The sequence below is a fragment of the Rothia sp. HMSC068F09 genome (assembly GCF_001812775.1).
Classification (GTDB): Bacteria; Actinomycetota; Actinomycetes; order Actinomycetales; family Micrococcaceae; genus Rothia; species Rothia mucilaginosa_A.
Map to the genome: position 1 here is coordinate 463923 of NZ_KV810430.1, position 16930 is coordinate 480852.

Sequence of the window (16930 nt, forward strand, 5' to 3'; positions counted from 1 at the left end):
GCATCCACAACCTTTCAATACCGGGTGTTAAGTGCCTATCGGGTTGAGAGAGCATTTAGGCTCGACATCGAGCCGCTGTGATTAGTGGATGCCCGACAAAGCGTTCAGAATCAATATGATGATGGCAACGAGAAGAAGGACAACGACTATACCCATCGCGCTGAGAATCATACCCGCGGTAGCGCGCGCACCGTGCCGTCGTGCCACTCGCGCCTGCCAGATACCTAAAACACTCAGTATCAGTGAGAAAGGGATGGCGTACAGCGTCCATCGAATACCCGGGATGCACACTAAACTGAGGATACCGAAGAGCAAGGAGAGGTTCTCGGCGCTCCGCCCAGTTTCCTGACTCGGGAACCCACTCGCGGGTTGCAGTGGGCCCCCTGCGGACCCAACGATGGGTTGCCCGTTACCATTTTGCCGGTAAAGATTGGCGTACTCGGGGTTGTAATCGAAGGCTTCGTTGTTTTGGGGTAGCTGCGACATCGCATCCACAACCTTTCAATACCGGGTGTTGTTAACTTCACCCTAGACCTTCCCCTCGGAGGGAACAAGCGTGTCCGGCCCAATACGCAAAATATACGGCATATGTACAGCAAAGCCCCGCTCCTCACTGTGAGGAGCGGGGCTCTTACCTCTTCGAGAAGGGCAAAGTTTTTAGAGAAGTGCCAGCGTCTTCGCGGCATCAACCAACTCTGAATTAGCGGCAGAATCCGAAAGAGCCAGCATGAGCGCCAGCAGAAGAGCTCCGCCGAAAAGCACCAGGAATATGCCACCAACGGCTACGTTAATCCAGTTCATGATGCGGCCTGCCGAAGCGACGGCACCGTAGCGTTCCGCCTCGTTTGCCTTGAAAATACCGATAGCACCCAGAATCAGGGAGGGCAGACCGAAAAGCCACCAGTTGAGAGTCACGATACAGATCAAGCCGATAACGCCGAGCACAGTGGAGGTCTGGGCAGCCTTCTCACCAAAAAACTGCTCGGGGGTCTTCTGCAGAAAGCCGGCTGGGGCCATCATGGGCTGGTCATACTGGTAACCGTACGGGTCGTACTGATTCTGGCCGTACGGGTCTTGGCCGTACGAATTCTGGCCGTACGGGTCATAGGGATACTGATCGTAGGAGCTCTGCCCGTACTGACCATACGAACCCTGCCCGTACCGACCGTACGAACCCTGCCCATACTGGCCATACTGGCTGTTCTGATCGTACTGCTCGTTCAGGTGGTTGTAGTCCGGGTTGTAATCGTAGGAGTCAGAACCCCACGGATTCCGAGACATGGTATTTCACTTTCGTGCGGCAGGTGTGTGTTAAACAATATTCACCCTAGCCTATCAACGGAACGGGGGCAACTACACCCGTCATTCTGACCCGCGCAAGACACCTCGAGCGTTAGTTCGGGATTCCGCGAATATGCGTAAAGCCCCGCGCCTCAATTCGAGAAACGGGGCTTCTACATGTTGCAGACAAAAGATGGTGGGCTCGGTTCCAGAAGTCTCGGCCAGCCGAACCGCTAACTCGGCTATCCCTTCAGGGTGAAAAGGAGCGATAGGAGGGCAATAATCGCAAAGACCGTCAGGGCGATGGGCAGGACCACGCCAATCCAGCTGAGGATGCGCCCCGCCTTTGCCGGCACACCGTGGCGTTCCGCGTCTCGCGCGGCCGAAATTCCCAGGGCGCCCAGAATAATTGATCCGAGGGTGGAGTAGGGAATCCAATACATGAGGAGAATGAGCACTACGCTGATGATGCCAAACGTCAACGAACGCTGCGCCGCTTTCTGGCCCTCCTCCAGGAAGCCAGGGGACGTGATGATATTCCCCGGGACGCTTTCCGGGTAGGCAGGAGGCGGAGTGTACGCCCCGGCAGGTTCGTAGGTAGCCGGGACATTCCGCGGCTCGCCGACCGCGCCCTGCCCGGCATCGCGGCCCTCGTAGAGCTGGTTGTACGCGGGATTGTAGTCGAACGGGTCCGGCTCTTGAGGCTGGGGAGTCTGAGACATAATAACCACGATCTTTCAGTCTTGATACGCGACAGGTGTTTCGGGGGAGGCCCCGATATCCGTAATCTGTTTTCGGCGGCGAGGATTAGGCACCTTCATGGTGCCCGCCCAGGCTAAGATACCGGCCGACCCGGAAGTTTAATAGGGGGAATAGCCAGCAACCCTCTGGGAACCGATAATCCCCATAAGCATGAAGACACACGTGCAGAAGAAAATGAGGAAAGCTATAAAGGTGCCTATCTTACTCATCCTACGACCCGCTGTAGCCGAAACGCCCAGGCGCTCCGCTTCCTTCGCTTTAGACATACCGATATAGCCCATGATGAAAGAAGGCACGCCGGCAATAAAACCCAGGCAAATCAGGCTGACAAGACCGAGCACCAGGGAAGTCTGAGCGGCCCGCTCGCCCTCAACCCGCCCGATAATCTTCTGCACGGTATCCGCGGGCAGCATCATAGGCTGACCGGACGTATCCTGGCCATCTTGCGCAGACAGCTCAGCAAGCTGTTCGTTCAGCTGGTTGTATTCGGGGTCGGAGTCTTCAGGGTTTGAACCCTGCGGATTCTGAGACATGGCATCTCACCTTTGTGGTTGGTCGGCGTTGGCCCGTGTTGTTCCTAGCCTATCACCGAAGCGGCAGCTATATTCACGCTTCGGCTGCGTACACCACGCCCATTCCGGCAATGCCCCCTCAAGCATACAAAAGCCCGCGTGCGCACGGGGCGCTCGCGGGCTTCCTCAAATCATGAGGCTACTGCAGATAGCTTCAATCTTACTGCTTTACAAAAATCTTCAGAGCGACCAGCAAAATAATACTGACGACACCCAGAACAGTACCGGCAATAGCCATACCGCGGTTCTTCAGCTCGGGGTTATTCATAGCCAGGCGGCCGGTCACAATAGCTACAGCACCAAGGATGAAACCGAGGACAAAGAAGCTCACAATACCGCTCACCAGAGAGACAATCGACAGGGTCTTTGCCTTCTTCGCCTGAGCCTGCTGCTCGGGGGTCGGAGCCGGCTGACCGTACGGAGCCTGCTGACCATACTGGGGTGCCTGCTGGCTGAACTAGGGGTCCTGGTTGAACTGGGGCTGGGGGTTGTTGGGGTTCTCAGACATGATTCCTCGATTCGCTGAGTGATGGGGGGGGTACTCCGATACGTCCGTATCGGACGATACGTGCGCACTCCAGAGAGCTCCCGATTTATCGGTTTGGATGGAGTGTAGTGTATCGAAAATGCGTCTAAGCCTCAATGTGCACGGTCTGTATCCCACGGAGTAAATCCCCGTCTGCTCAGCCGGTTTGGGGCAAAACACCTCGCGTACCTGAGCAACGCACCTAATTCACGCGAGGCCCCTACCGAATTGACCAAGCGCAAAACAGCCTATATTCTTATAGGGATGCGCTCACGAGCGCACCGTGGAGACGTGCCAGAGCGGCCGAATGGACTTCACTGCTAATGAAGGGTCGGGGTTAAACTCGACCGGGGGTTCAAATCCCCCCGTCTCCGCCGCTAAAAGCCCCGTACCACCCGGTACGGGGCTTTTGCTATGCGTTTTATCGGGCGCACAACCTAGAAGCTCTTGAAGTCCACGAGGCGCGCATCCGCGCCGTCCAGCAGGGCCCACTCCCCCGGTACCTCAAACACCGCGATGGAGGACGGCGGGAAGCCATAGTACACATCCATCGACGCGTTCGGATCGGAGTCGGGGCTCATCAGACGCTGCGCGGCATCCTGCACGCCGGGCAGGTGCGACACCACCATCAGCGAATGAACGTTCTCTGAAACGCCGTTAATGCGCGCAATGATGCGGGCGGCCGAAACCTCGTACAGACCCTCATCCAGATGCGCGGTCGGGGCCTTCGAACCCAGGCCGTCCGCAACCCAGGTGGTCGTCTGGCGCGTGCGCAACGCCGACGAAGACATAATCTGCTCGGGAATATAGCCGCGCGAAGCCAGCCAGGCACCCGCGGCGGCAGCCTGCTCGTGACCGCGCTTGGTCAGGGGACGGTCGAAATCGTTCAGGCCCCAATCGGCCTCCGCATGGCGCATAATAATCAGGCGCTTAGCTCCGCTACGGTGCGAGCCGGATGCAGTGTTGGAAGAATTCTCAGCCATACACCCATTTTATCCAGAGCGCGCCGATACATCCCGCGCACCGCCACCCGGGCATGAGTAAACCCCGGCACACCGGCACGGGGCCGGCGCACCGGGGTGCACCCTAAAACTACAAGCCTAGATGGAGTACTCCGGGGCCGCCCAGACGACGACCTCGGGGTGCTCAAAGAAGCGGTAACCCTGACCGCGCACCGTACGCACGGTACCCGAGAGGCGACCCAGCTTCGAACGCAGGCGACGAATGTGAACGTCAATCGTGCGCTCGTGCGGGTGCTCGTCACCCGAGCTCCACAGGGCCTTCAGCAGTTCCTCGCGGCCAACCGTGCGGGAGCTATTCTCAACCAGGTGGGCCAGCAGCTCGAACTCCTTGAAGGTCAGCATCAGCGGCTCACCGTCCAGGAACACCTCGCGGCGAGCCAGGTCAATCAGCACACCCGAGGAGTGGCCGTTCATGCCCTCCGCCTCGCGGGTGGTATTCGCCTCCGGGTAGGTGTACACGGCGGTCGGATCACCCAGCGCGTTACGGACCACCTCAAGGTCGCTACCCTCGGCGTTCACGGGAGCCAGCGCCACGGCGGCGTAAGACTCAGATTCGGGGGCTAGGTGGTGGGCGTAGGTGCGCAGATCCTGAACGATGCGCACCAGGGAGGTACCGTTTGCGGCGGCGAGCTCCTCATTCAGACCCACGTACAGCACGAAGCCGCGAGCCTCGTTCTCCTGAGCATTCTTGTGGGGGGAGGAATCCCCCGCGGAGAATGTCATCGGACGCAACGTTGCGGCAGGTGCGGCGGGACGATGGGGCTGGACGGCCTGACGCTTCGCGGCGCGGCCTCGCTGGGAGATGTGGACGTATCCAGGTACAGCACCTGACATGGTTCAGCCTTCTCTCAAAATCTACGTAGGAATTGCCTTACCTACATGGTGGTGGGGTGCGCCGGAAGTGACGCGTGGCCCAACAGTCCCTAATACCTGTTCGAGCATCAATCCTTTCTCTTAATATTTCTCCTATTTGACGGATAAATCAAGCGGATTCGGCATCGTGGATACTTCCCGCATCCAAAAAGGAGTACAATACATCCCCACTCATCCGGGCCAGACTCGTCCCGCATCAAGCCCCGTCGCGCCCCATCTACATAAATATTCATCTAAAGCGGCATGATGACGCGGAGCACTGTATTTTCATGCCCTCAATCAAAGCTTAAGAGACCCTCAAATACCCCTCATTAACCCAACAATATCCACATGAAATGATTCTTGTCACATGTAGATTTTTTGAATTATCCCTCCCCCGTTCGACGGAGGGGGGAATCATCGACACCACCCATCCCGCATCGTACGCACGCCCTATTAGACAAAAGTGTCCCCGCGCGGGCTATCGAAATAGCCAGCGCGGGGACGGCGCACAATTGGTCTCGCGAAACCGTCTCGCGAAGCCGAATCAAAAATTATTCAGCCAAACCGTACAGGCGATCGCCAGCATCACCCAGACCGGGAACGATGTAAGCCTTCTCGTTCAGGCGCTCATCGCGGGCAGCCAGGAACAGGTCCACGTTCTCCATGCCCTCAACGCCCTTCTCCAGGGCGGCAATACCCTCGGGGGCGGCAATCAGGCACACGCAGGTCACCGACTCGGCACCGCGCTTACGCAAGAACTTAATAGCCTCGATCAGGGTGCCGCCGGTGGCCAGCATCGGATCCAGCAGGTACACCTGACGGCCCGTCAAATCCTCCGGCAGACGCTCGGCATAGGTCACGATGTCCAGGGTCTCCTCGTTGCGAGCCATACCCAGGAAACCCACCTCGGCGGTCGGCACCATGCGGGTCATGCCCTCCAGCATGCCCAGACCAGCACGCAGAATCGGCACCACCAGCGGCTTCGGGTTGGCGATGCGCACACCGGTCGTGGTAGCCACCGGAGTCACCACTTCAACCTCCTCCACGCGAATCTCGCGAGTAGCCTCATAGGCCAGGAGAGTCACCAGCTCGTCAACCAGCTGACGGAAAATCGGGGAAGGGGTGTTCTTATCGCGCAGAACACTAATCTTGTGGGCGACCAGCGGGTGGTCAAGAATCTTAATACGCATGGCATAAATTTTACTCGCACTCGCATATACATTCACAGGCGAGCCGCGCAATTCGGCAAACAGAAAACCCGCCGAGCTCAGCTCGACGGGTTTTCGTTGGTGCGGTGGTGGAGGGATTTGAACCCCCGTTGGCTTTTACACCAAACATCATTTCGAGTGATGCACCTTCGGCCGCTCGGACACACCACCAACAGTGGAAAAGTGTAGCACACCCCAAGACAAAAGGGCAAGAAAAGCGCAGGGGCGGGCCGTATCTTCTCCCACCGGGACAAAAACGCGTGCGGTAACCGGGTGTCGCCCTTTTCACGTCCCTTTTACCGTGCCCTTTTCGACACCCGACACCGCAGTCCCGGCAGCATTAACGAACCCGGCGGGTTCGTCTAATGGCGGATATACCCATCTATAACCAGCATGACAGCACGCGTCGCGTCCTCAGCGTTGCGGTCAACCTGATGAACCTCGCGATCCATGGCAAGCATGTAAATCGCGCCGAACATAGAGATCGCAATCGCACGAGGATTCTGAGCGGTATCAACCGTGTAGCGGCGAGATACGGCCTCCGTCATCTCCTCCAGATACTCCAGAAGATCCTGACGGTTATCGCTCATCGTCTCGGTCCAACCCTCCGCACCCTTCCAGGCCTCCGAGAGCCACATCCGGGTAAAGCCCGGGCGGTCCTCGAGGTACTGAAACGCGGCACGAACGGCACTCCGCAACGCCTCACGCGGGTCGGACTGGGCCGACGCCGCGCGGCGCGCATCGCTCAGCAGCAACTGCGTGCCGTACTGAACCAGCTGATCCACCATAGTCTTCTTGGAACCGAAGTTGTAATACACGGTTCCCTTAGAAACACCCGCCCGAGCAGCCACCTCTTCAACAGTGGCGTACTCAAGCCCCTTCTGGGTCATGATATCCATAGCAGCGTTGAACAACTTCAACTGAGTTTTACCAGTACGGCCGGGACGACGACTTGCAGCTTCAGCGACTGGTCGCTGCAACATCAGAAGTCCTCCCTCCCTTTTTGCAGGTATACCTCTATTTTATTAGACAGTGATCTCCGGTGCGAGCTTCTTCAACGACCAGGTGCGATCACGTCGCGTACCCAGGTAACCCAGCAGCAAGCCCGCCAGACCCCACAGGGTCAGAACCAGCATGATGCCCCACAGGCTCGACTCGTTCACGCCATACGACAGGCGACGCATACCCGTCACCGCATAACCCATCGGGAAGAAATCGTGCATCCAACGAATCGACTCGGGCAGAGTCTCGTACGGCATCGTGCCACCGCCGGTCACCAGCTGCAGAATCAGGACCACCAGAGCCACCAGCTTGCCGGGAGCACCCAGGAACACCGTCAGACCGTGAATAAATCCGGTGAAGATCAGAGCCACAAAGCACAGGAACAACCACGCCAGCCACGGGTGAGCCATCTCAAAGCCCAGACCGAACTTAATCACCACGAACATGAGCGTCGCCTGAGCAATACCCACCAGACCGAAGGGCATCCAGCTACCGAGCATCACGCGAACCGACGGGGCGTGCGAAGCCAACGCACGGTTATTCATCACGCGCAGCGTCTGAACCAGCATCAGGCCACCAATCCACAGCGCCAGGCACATGAAGAACGGGCCCATGCCCTCACCATAGTTACGGCCCGAAGCCAGGGAATCGTGCGAGAGCGTCACCGGGTTCGACATCGTGTCGGCAACCTTCGTCTGATCCGACTCCGAAAGGTTCGGAACCTGCTTCGTGCCAGAAGCCAGGCCGCTCTGCAGGGAGGAGGTGCCATCCTTCAGCTCCGAGGCACCGCTATTCAGCTGATCCGTGCCGCTGGCCAGCTTCTCCGTACCCTCGGTGAGCTGGGACGCGCCGTCCTTCAGGTTCGACGCGCCATCGGCCACCTTCTGTTGGCCCTCGACGGCACTCTGCTCCTTCTCGGCCAGAGTGCTCGTGCCGTCCTTCAGGGTCGCGGTACCGCTCTTGAGCGAATCGGTACCCGACTTCAGGTTCTCGGTGCCCTCAGCCAGGGAAGAGGCGCCCGAAGCGAGAGAGGATGCACCCGAAGCAATCTGGGCGTTACCATCGGCCAGGGTAGCCGCGCCCGAGGCGAGCGAAGAGGCACCGCTATCAACGCGGGCCGCGCCCTCAGCCAGGGAAGAGGCGCCCTTCGCCACCGAGGTGGAGGCAGCATCCAGCGCGTCCACGCCCGACACTAGGGTCTGAATCTTAGCCGCCGAGGACGAAGAACCGTCCGCGACGCAGTGGCTCGACTTCAGGGCTTGCAGCTTCGACATAGCATCTGCGGCAGTCGCACTGCGCGAGGCTAGATGAGACTCCAGAGCCTTCTGGTTCAGCGTTGCCACCTCACCCTTAAACTCATCGGAATCCACCGAAGACACCAGCTCATCAGCCTGCTGCTGGGTCATGGTGCCAGCGGCCACCATCGGAGCCAGACGCTCGCGAAGCCTCTGCGCACTCGCCGACACCACGGTATTCGACAGGTCGCGGCCGAAATCACCGCTCGGGGCGGAGGTATCCGTCTGCTGCAGGTGCTGACACATCGCGTTCAGCTGGCCCGGCAGCTCGCGGATACCCGACTCATCCAGGCCCTGACGCAGCTTGTGGGTGCCCTCAGCCAGGCTGTTCGCGCCCTGGGCCAGGGTGGCCGAGCCATCCTTCAGTGAAGAAGTACCCTGAGCCAGGGTGGCCGAGCCGTCCTTCAGCTTCGACGCGCCGTCAGAAGCCGAAGCCGCGGCAGAAGCCAGGGTCGAAGTGCCGTTCTTCAGGGTCGTCGAGCCGTCCACCAGCTTCGCGGCGCCCGAATTCAGGGTTGCGGCGCCCGAATCCAGGGTTGCCGCACCGCTTGCCAGCTTATCCGCGCCATCGGCCAGCTGCTTCTGCGCATCCACCAGCTGGGTCGTGCCATCAGAAAGGGTGACCGTGCCGTCCTTCAGCTTGAGGGCACCGTCGTTCACCGTGGCCGAGCCGTCCTTGAGCTGAACAATCGCATCGGCCAGCTTGACCGTGCCGGTGTTCACCTTCTCTGCGCCGCTGGCCGCCTCCCCCATCTTCGAGTGAATCGTGGTGAAGCTTGCCAGCAACGCATTCGCAGTGGCATTACCCACCTTCGACGCCACCGAATCGCGCACCGATGTGCCCGCCTTCGTCACGATGTTCGTCAGTACGTAGTTGTTCGCGTCATTCGTGACAATCTCAATACCGGCTGACTGGGGATCAATCGTGCCCGTATTACCGTTGGCATCCGGCTTAAACGCCGCGGCGCTCTGCAGGTTACGGGAGAAATTCTTCGGAATCACCAACGCAAAATCGTAGGTGCCCTTCTCCACGCCGTCGACGGCCTCCTCGCGGGTCGGAACCTGACGCCAATCAAACGTGCCGGCGTCCAGAAGATTCTTCTTCACGTCGGCACCGGTATTCACCTGCTGACCAGAAGAATCCGTCGCGCCCTCATCCTCAACCACGAGGGCACCCACGATGCCGTTCACGTGGCCGTAGGCGTCCCAGTTGCCGTACAGGTACAGGGCACCGTACAGCAGGGGGATGCAGGACATCGCAATGAGCACCAGGACCGGCAAAACACCGCTGGTCAGGCGCTTAAGCTCAACAAGAGCAACACGCAGAACAGTCATTCTTACTCCTTCTCAGCGGTCTTCTGGGCGTTGGGTTTCTGATCAGCGGGTTTCTGATCAGTGGATTTCTGATCAACGGCCCGAACGGCTTCGGTCACGCCGGACGCCGCGGGAACGGGGGTCGCCACAACGGTGGCTTCGGCCGCTACCCCGGCCGCGGGGGTGAGGGGAATCGAAGAGGTCAGGGGGATTTCCTCCACCTCACGCACCTCAATCACGTCAATCTCCGGCTCGGTCGGCTCCTCCGCCGGATCCTCGGGGGCCTCGAACTCCCCTTCTTGATCCATGTGGACGCTACCCACCACGGCACGCGCACCGTGCCAGGTATCGGAAATATGCGGGACAATCGCCACCACAGTGCGGGGGCGGTCCTCATCGTTGGCCAGCTCCTCGAGGAAGGGAAGCCACATGCGCGTGTGGTTCAGGTGGCGCGACGGGGTATCGAAGACCAGCAGATCCGAGGGGCTGCTCTGTGCCAGGGCGGCCATAAGCTCGATGTTCATCTCGCCGTCCAGCTCGTCCATCCACAGGCCGTCCAAATCCTCGAGGCCGCGCTCCTTCAACCAGCGGCCCGCGCGGGAACGACCAAAAATCGGCAGATTGTAGGAGAGCATCTCAGAGACGTAGTCGTGCACGCGCATGTGCTGCTCTGGGGAGGTCACATCGGGGGAATCGATAATGTCGCTGATGCGGCGCAACTTCTTCATTGAAATCGGCTGAGGCTCCTCATCGCCGGCGCTCCAGTAAATCTCGCCGCCCGACAGGGGCAAACGGCCGGTGAGGGCCAGGCCCAGGGAGGTACGTTCCATCTGGCTGTCGGCCTGAACGATGATGACTTCGCCCCCACCTACCGAGAAAGTGGTGCGGCCAAAAAGGGCGTGGTGACGCCCCTTGGCCCAGATGTTATCAACGCGAAGCACGGCGGTCCCTTCAATCTGTACGACGGGTAGAAACGGGTAAAAGTACGAGCCCGAGGACCTCGTTCCGCGATACCTGCTGAAGGACGCGGAGGGGTTCTCAGGCTCCGATGCTTATATATCGTAGACCCGGTTAAGTGTGGTTTTGTGGGGATTTTCGGGTGAAAAAGCGTCTATTTTTGAAATTTTCGGAGTATTTTTCAAAAAATTGGGGTTTTTCGTTCAAATAAGCCACGAATCCATGACCGGTTTCACCAGGCCTCCTCCCCCGCTACAATCCCAGGGAACAGGCCCCGGGAACGAGCCTCCCCCCAGCGGCAAACCGCGGATGCGAACCCCGGGCGCGACGGGGGGGCTGGGCTGGGAGGCAGGGTAGAGCGGCAGAATCCACTCGCCGAATTATTCGCAACAGAATACCGACGACAGGGCACAGCCGAGGGGTGCGCCACCGAGGGACATCGCCGAGGGGCACACCACCGAGAACCGCAGGCAGGAACGCACTCAAGAGCGACGCTCCCTGAAAAAATCCAGCATGAGCCGCGCGCACTCCTCGGCGCGCACCCCCGCATACACCTCGGGAGCCGGCGCAACCCGCCCGTCCCGCAGCACGTCGTAGCGGCTACCGGAGGCGCCCGTCTTCTCCTCCCAGGCGCCAAAAACCACCGTCGAGACGCGCGAGGCCAGAATCGTGCCGGCGCACATGAGGCAGGGCTCGACGGTCACCACGAGGGTGCATCCCTCCAGCCGCCACTGCCCCAGCCGCGCCGCCGCCTGCCGAATCGCGTTCACCTCCGCGTGGGCGCTGGGATCGTGTTCCCGCTCGCGGGTGTTGCCGGCGGAGGCGACGACGGTCCCGTGCTCATCCACGATGACGGCGCCGATGGGAATCTCGCCGCGCTCACCGGCGGCTTTCCCCTCCGCCAGGGCAAGGCCCATCCACTCACGGTGGTCGGCACGCGCGGGAATGTCACTGAGCACGGTGGAAGAACCGTCATCAACCATCAAATTTAAATATTCCGAATATGACATATAACCTCGTCGGGGAGTAAAAGAGCGTGAAACGCGACTAGTGAGTAGCGGCCAAAGAGAAAGGATACACCGCGGCGGCCCCGGCCTCCCTCAACGCGCGAGCCACCACCGTGTTAGCCCAGCGGGAATCCACCAGATCCGAAACCAGCAGAACCGCGCAGCGGTTCTCGCGCACGTAGTCCAGCACCTCGCTCGGAACCAGGTAAGAACGCAAAACGTCGGCACAGCGGAAGGCGCTATTACCACCGAAGAAGCGGGGCTCCTCCACCAAAGAAACCTGCCCCAAATCCATCAGACGACCCACCGTAGCCAGCCCCCGACCCAGGGACTGCGCCAGGCGAGGACGCACCGGTGACGGCAACGTCAGCACCGCGGTCGGTCGCCCCGCGGCACCCCACTGCCACGCCGCCAGCACCTTCACGCAGGCGCGACCCAGGTCGGTCGGCACCTCGGAATCAACCGGCTCACCCAGCTCATTCGTGGCGAAGAGCTCGCGCAGGCGCGTTCCGTACCCCATATCGCTCAGGCGCGCCAACGCATAACCCGGCTCGGCCTGCTCGTCCTTCGACAGGCGACCGCGCGGAGCGGAGGCGCCCATCAGCTGGTCCAGGCCGGTGGGCCACATGCGGCGCGGCTCCACCGGAACCCCCACGGTGGCGAAGCTCTGACGCGCCGCCTGCTGTGCCTCCTCGGGAACCTGCGTCGAGTACCAGGGGCCGGCGCACCGGTCGCATCGGCCGCAGGGCTGAGCGGAGGTATCGTCCAGCTGGCGGGCGAGGAACACCATGCGGCACCCCTCCGTCCGCTCGTACTCCAGCATGGACTCCTGCTCGCGCACGCGCGCACGCGCAACCCCCGCGTAGCGTTCGCGGTCGTAGCTCCAGGGAGCCGAGGTGCGGCACCAGCGGCTCCCCTCCTTTACGACGGCGCCCTCGACGTCCAGGACCTTGAGCAGCAGCTCCAGGATTGAGCGGCGCAGCTGCACACGCGCCTCCAGCGCGGCAAGGCTCAGGCCCTCGGGGGTCTGCTCTAGGGCGGCCAGCACCTGCAGGGCCTTCTCCTCCTCCGGCATCGAAGAGGTCGCGAAATACTCCCAGATGGCCCGATCCTCGCGCCCGGGTAGCAGCAGGACGTCCGCGTTGGCGGCTCCACGGCCCGCACGGCCGATCTGCTGGTAGTAGCTCACCGCAGAGGAGGGCGCGCCCAGGTGCACCACGAACCCCAGGTCGGGCTTGTCGAAGCCCATGCCGAGGGCGCTGGTCGCCACGAGGGCCTTGACGCGGTTCTCCTTGAGGGCCTGCTCGGCGGCCATGCGCTCATCCGGGTCGGTTTTTCCGGTGTAGGCGAGCACGTCGTATCCGCGAGCGCGCAGGGCGGAGGCGGTATCCTCCGCCGCCGAAACGGTCAGCGCGTAGATGATACCCGAGCCGGGTAGCTCGTTCAGGTGCGCCATGAGCCAGCCCAGGCGCTGGCCCTCGTCGGGCAGTGCGAGCACGCCCAGGCGCAGGGAGGCCCGGGAGAGCGGGCCGCGCACCACGTACACCTCGGGTGCGTCCCCGGCCGCGGCGCTCAGCTGCTCGGCGATATCTCGGGTCACGCGGTCGTTTGCTGTAGCGGTCGTAGCGAGCACGGGCACGCCGGCAGGTAGAGAAGAAATCAGCGCGCCAATGCGGCGATAGTCCGGGCGGAAGTCGTGGCCCCAGTCCGAAATGCAGTGGGCCTCGTCAATCACGAGCAGGCCCAGGCGAGGCATGAGAAACGGCAGCCACTGCTCGCGGAACGCCGGGTTGTTGAGCCGCTCGGGGCCAACCAGGAGCACGTCGAGCTCGTCGGCTTCGACCTGCTCGCGGATGCGGTCCCACTCGGTGACGTTCGCTGAGTTCACCATGGCGGCGCGCACCCCCGCGCGGGATGCGGCGGCCACCTGGTCGCGCATGAGCGAAAGCAGCGGGGAGATGATGAGTGCCGGCCCGGTACCCCGGGCGCGCAGGAGTAGCGAGGAGATGAAGTAGACCGCGGACTTACCCCAGCCGGTGCGTTGTACCACCAGGGTGCGGGCGCGGTCGGCCACGAGGGCGTGAATCGCCTCGTACTGGCCGTCGTGGAAGTCGGCTTCGGAGGCGCCGGTGAGGCGGCGCAACAGTTCGCGGGCCTCGTCGCGCAGGGAGGTGGCGGTGTCCGGCTGCTGGGGGTTCATGGTTTTCTCCGACGGTGGGTGGTTCGCGGGCGGGCGCTCCGACGCGCTGTCTTCCCATCATGTCACACCCGGCGCATCCTGGCCTCGGAGCCGGTCATTTCTAGGGAGGGCGTGCGAGTTCCGCATCACTGCGCGCCATTTCGTTCTCGGGCCCGGAGATTTACGCCTCGCTCACCCGTGCATCCGGGCTAAACCCCGGTAGAATTGTCTCTGTGCTACACAGCCTCCGCATAGTTTTGCACTATGTTCACCATAGGCACGTTCTCTATGCTGGTGTTACTTCGCCGCCGCCAATCCGTGCGCGCGGTCCACTCACAGTTCAGGATTTTTCATGACTTTTCTTGCCGCCGCTCTCGCGCAGCTTCCGGTTGCGCTGCTGGGCCTTAACCTTGAACAGTTCCTGCTCGACACCGGCCCCTGGGTTCTGGTTGTTTCGGCGATCATTGTTTTCATTGAGTCGGGTGTGCTGTTCCCGGTTCTTCCGGGTGACTCCCTGATTTTTGCGCTGGGTATGCTGCACCAGCAGATGGGCCTGTCCCTGTGGGTTGCGTTCCCCGTGCTGGTGATTGTGGCGATGGCCGGCGCCGAGGTGGGATACCAGATTGGTGCCCGCTACGGCCGCAACATCTTCAAGGATGACGCGAAGATTCTGAGCACGAAGAACCTGCACACTACCGAGGAGTTCTTCCAGAAGCGCGGTAGCTTGGCTCTGGTTCTGGGCCGTTTCGTGCCGATTGTGCGTACCTTCGTTTCGCTGGCAGCCGGTATCTCTTCGTACGACCGTAAGAAGTTCCACCTGTGGAATACCGTCGGCGCCATTGCGTGGATCGGTGTGATTGGTGTGGCCGGTGTGTTGCTGGGCGGTATTCCGTTCGTGCACAACAACATCGAGTACATCGCCGTGATTATTGTGCTGGTTTCCGTGGTGCCGGTCTTTATCGAGTACCTGCGCGGCCGCTCGAAGGCTAAGCGCGAATCCGCTGAGTAATGCTTGAAGTCCCTCTAGGCCGATGAGCCAGGGACGAGAAAAGGTGGGGATACCGTCTGGTATCCCCACCTTTTTACGTTCTCTCAAGCTCTGTAAAGTAGCGGTACCGAAAGCTTGCCCCCGGCACTACTTGACGTATCACGCCCTATCAAGCCTATTTACTCCGGTAACCCTTTAGTACGTGCCAGCCGCGTACGTGTACCGGCGCATACTGGGGGTGAACAGCAATACCGCTATTACCGCGTTACAAACAGTAGGCAGATTCACCACCACAAGAACAAAAACGAAGTGCGCCAGCTCTGCACCGCTCAGCGTCTGTACATCGACAGAGCTGAAGAGTATGACGGAGCCATAAATGTATAAAATACCGCCCAGCGCGCCAAAAATACTCAAAACGATGCTGACGATGCGCGCCCAATTACGCCGTAACCAGAGGAATAACAGAGCGATAATAGTTACCGCGTCCATCAGGATGATTTTGACCAGTGCAGGGATGGTTACTTGCGTCAGCGCTTCTGAATTCATCGCGGTATGGTTCCGTTCCAAAGCGCTCACGGTAGACTGTGCCGCCCCGATCAAAATAATCAGCACAGTAAGCGCTGTCACCCAGATCAAAGCAACAGGACGACCGTTGGATCGTGGCTGGCTTTGCTGGTATTGAGGGGCTAATCCCGGGGCTCCGTACTCTGACATTATCGTTCCTTTCTATGTTCTCCGTCCTGCGGCGGGAGAACCGAATAGTCTGTTTGGGGGACGGCCCGCACCGCTAGTTGAGGCGGTACCCTTCCTCGGTGTACACGGAGGTGTCCTTGTAGCCGCGCTGTTCCTTGCGAGGCTTCTTCCGGCCAGCCTTGCGGCGATTCGTCTTGTACTGCTGAGCGACCGCCTCTTCAGCCCGTCGGTTAGCCTCCTTTTCTTTCCGCCGCACCTGTTCTTCTTCCAAACGAGCACGCGTTTCTGTATCTGCGCTCTGATGACTGAGGGCGTTCTCCTCATCGACCGGCTCGTCACCGTCGAGCTCGCCGTCGTAAGGTTCCAGACCGGCACGCTCGGCGCGGAGCGTCAGCAGAATCTCGCCCTCCAGACGCTGCTTTTCCAGGGGGTTTTCCGTCACCGCCATCTTCGCGCGAAGATCGAGGATTCGCTGCTCGGCGGGGGTGCGAGTTACCCGTTCCTCCTCGTCAATCAGCCGGAGCATTTCCAGGTAATGGGCGGCCTGCCTCTCCTCGATGGTCATGCCCGCCTCTTCGTCGGCCCCGGCCACGTTTTTCGTGCTCTCCGCCGCGGGTGCCGGAGGCTCCTCGGACAGGACGACCTCCTCATCCCGGGTAGAGACAAGGGCCAGCAGAAAAATGAAAAGTGCGGCGCCAACGCCCACGATGATGACCAGCACCTTCGTCACGGTCAGGGAGGCGGTGGCCGGGCTCGTCGCGGGGTTCAGCGCGGTGAAGGCCGGGAAGAAAAATCCGGCCAGGTCGAAGGAACCCGCGGTGATGAGCATACCGCTCAGGCAGCAGACGGCCGCGTAGAGCATCAGCGTCTGACGTGCGCCTCTGCTACCCGTCCACAAGACCAGCAGGAAGCACAGGACGACCAGCTCCACCCAGAAGGTTCCGCTCAGAAGGCGAGGCACGGCAATGGTGAAGATTGAGACGATGTCCCAACCGTGTCCGGAGGATGCGAGGGCCTGGTGCGCGTCCAAACCCGCGTACACGAGCATGAGCCCCACGCCCAGGTAGAAGGAGATATCGACTAGCACCGAAGTCTTCTGCACCGGCCCAATCCGTTCCTCGCCGTCATCGGGCGCCTCTACGGTGTCTTTGTGCCCGTCGGGGTCGGTACGGATTTGTGACTCGTGTGCGGGGTCGGAAGTAGGGGGCATGGGGGTCATCCTCATCGGTGGTTGGTGAATAAACTATCGGCGGGCCGCAAGCCCGCGGC

15 protein-coding genes and 2 tRNA genes are annotated in these 16930 nt (G+C 60.8%); 2 read left to right on the forward strand and 15 right to left on the reverse strand.

What is annotated here, in order from left to right:
• Positions 1-657: 657 nt before the first annotated feature.
• The 4 genes from HMPREF2874_RS08760 to HMPREF2874_RS09560 form a co-directional block, all read right to left on the reverse strand.
• Positions 658-1281 (reverse strand): polyprenyltransferase, encoded by a 624-nt coding sequence (locus HMPREF2874_RS08760; RefSeq protein WP_070649990.1) that lies wholly within the window; start codon positions 1279-1281, stop codon positions 658-660.
• A gap of 242 nt (positions 1282-1523) precedes the next feature.
• Positions 1524-2003: a hypothetical protein gene (locus tag HMPREF2874_RS09415; RefSeq protein WP_070649991.1), complete on the reverse strand. Its 480-nt coding sequence runs from the start codon at positions 2001-2003 to the stop codon at positions 1524-1526.
• Between the two features lie 138 nt (positions 2004-2141).
• Positions 2142-2576: a hypothetical protein gene (locus tag HMPREF2874_RS08770; protein ID WP_053090269.1), complete on the reverse strand. Its 435-nt coding sequence runs from the start codon at positions 2574-2576 to the stop codon at positions 2142-2144.
• Between the two features lie 199 nt (positions 2577-2775).
• A complete protein-coding gene (locus HMPREF2874_RS09560) occupies positions 2776-2976 on the reverse strand; it encodes a DUF4190 domain-containing protein (RefSeq protein ID WP_371440553.1) in 201 nt (66 codons plus the stop codon).
• Positions 2977-3426: 450 nt separating this feature from the next.
• Here HMPREF2874_RS09560 and HMPREF2874_RS08780 point away from each other — a divergent pair.
• Positions 3427-3515 (forward strand) — tRNA-Ser (locus HMPREF2874_RS08780).
• A gap of 63 nt (positions 3516-3578) precedes the next feature.
• On the opposite strand, the gene HMPREF2874_RS08785 is transcribed toward HMPREF2874_RS08780, so the two are convergent.
• The 9 genes from HMPREF2874_RS08785 to HMPREF2874_RS08825 form a co-directional block, all read right to left on the reverse strand.
• Complete coding sequence (locus HMPREF2874_RS08785; protein ID WP_049333435.1) at positions 3579-4124, reverse strand: SixA phosphatase family protein; 546 nt, start codon at positions 4122-4124, stop codon at positions 3579-3581.
• A 117-nt stretch (positions 4125-4241) separates the two neighbouring features.
• Positions 4242-4997: a winged helix-turn-helix domain-containing protein gene (locus tag HMPREF2874_RS08790; RefSeq protein WP_070649993.1), complete on the reverse strand. Its 756-nt coding sequence runs from the start codon at positions 4995-4997 to the stop codon at positions 4242-4244.
• Between the two features lie 572 nt (positions 4998-5569).
• Positions 5570-6208 (reverse strand): uracil phosphoribosyltransferase, encoded by a 639-nt coding sequence (upp, locus tag HMPREF2874_RS08795; RefSeq protein WP_049333431.1) that lies wholly within the window; start codon positions 6206-6208, stop codon positions 5570-5572.
• Between the two features lie 102 nt (positions 6209-6310).
• Positions 6311-6397, reverse strand: a tRNA-Ser gene (locus HMPREF2874_RS08800).
• Positions 6398-6588: 191 nt separating this feature from the next.
• A complete protein-coding gene (locus tag HMPREF2874_RS08805; protein ID WP_049333429.1) occupies positions 6589-7209 on the reverse strand; it encodes a TetR/AcrR family transcriptional regulator in 621 nt (206 codons plus the stop codon).
• A gap of 42 nt (positions 7210-7251) precedes the next feature.
• On the reverse strand, positions 7252-9858 hold the full coding sequence (locus tag HMPREF2874_RS08810; protein WP_070649994.1) for a YhgE/Pip domain-containing protein: 2607 nt from the start codon (positions 9856-9858) through the stop codon (positions 7252-7254).
• A 2-nt stretch (positions 9859-9860) separates the two neighbouring features.
• A complete protein-coding gene (locus HMPREF2874_RS08815; RefSeq protein ID WP_070649995.1) occupies positions 9861-10778 on the reverse strand; it encodes an ABC transporter ATP-binding protein in 918 nt (305 codons plus the stop codon).
• 498 nt (positions 10779-11276) lie between these two features.
• Entirely contained in the window at positions 11277-11804 is a 528-nt protein-coding gene (locus tag HMPREF2874_RS08820; protein WP_070649996.1) for a nucleoside deaminase, read from the reverse strand.
• A 37-nt stretch (positions 11805-11841) separates the two neighbouring features.
• Positions 11842-14001: a RecQ family ATP-dependent DNA helicase gene (locus tag HMPREF2874_RS08825; RefSeq protein WP_070649997.1), complete on the reverse strand. Its 2160-nt coding sequence runs from the start codon at positions 13999-14001 to the stop codon at positions 11842-11844.
• Positions 14002-14332: 331 nt separating this feature from the next.
• On the opposite strand from HMPREF2874_RS08825, the gene HMPREF2874_RS08830 reads away from it, so the two are divergent.
• Complete coding sequence (locus tag HMPREF2874_RS08830; RefSeq protein ID WP_070649998.1) at positions 14333-14989, forward strand: DedA family protein; 657 nt, start codon at positions 14333-14335, stop codon at positions 14987-14989.
• Between the two features lie 174 nt (positions 14990-15163).
• On the opposite strand, the gene HMPREF2874_RS08835 is transcribed toward HMPREF2874_RS08830, so the two are convergent.
• The gene (locus tag HMPREF2874_RS08835; protein ID WP_070649999.1) at positions 15164-15682 is read right to left on the reverse strand and encodes a hypothetical protein; all 519 of its coding nucleotides are present in this window, start codon (positions 15680-15682) and stop codon (positions 15164-15166) included.
• Positions 15683-15755: 73 nt separating this feature from the next.
• Positions 15756-16871: a hypothetical protein gene (locus HMPREF2874_RS09275; RefSeq protein ID WP_070650000.1), complete on the reverse strand. Its 1116-nt coding sequence runs from the start codon at positions 16869-16871 to the stop codon at positions 15756-15758.
• Positions 16872-16930 lie beyond the last annotated feature (59 nt).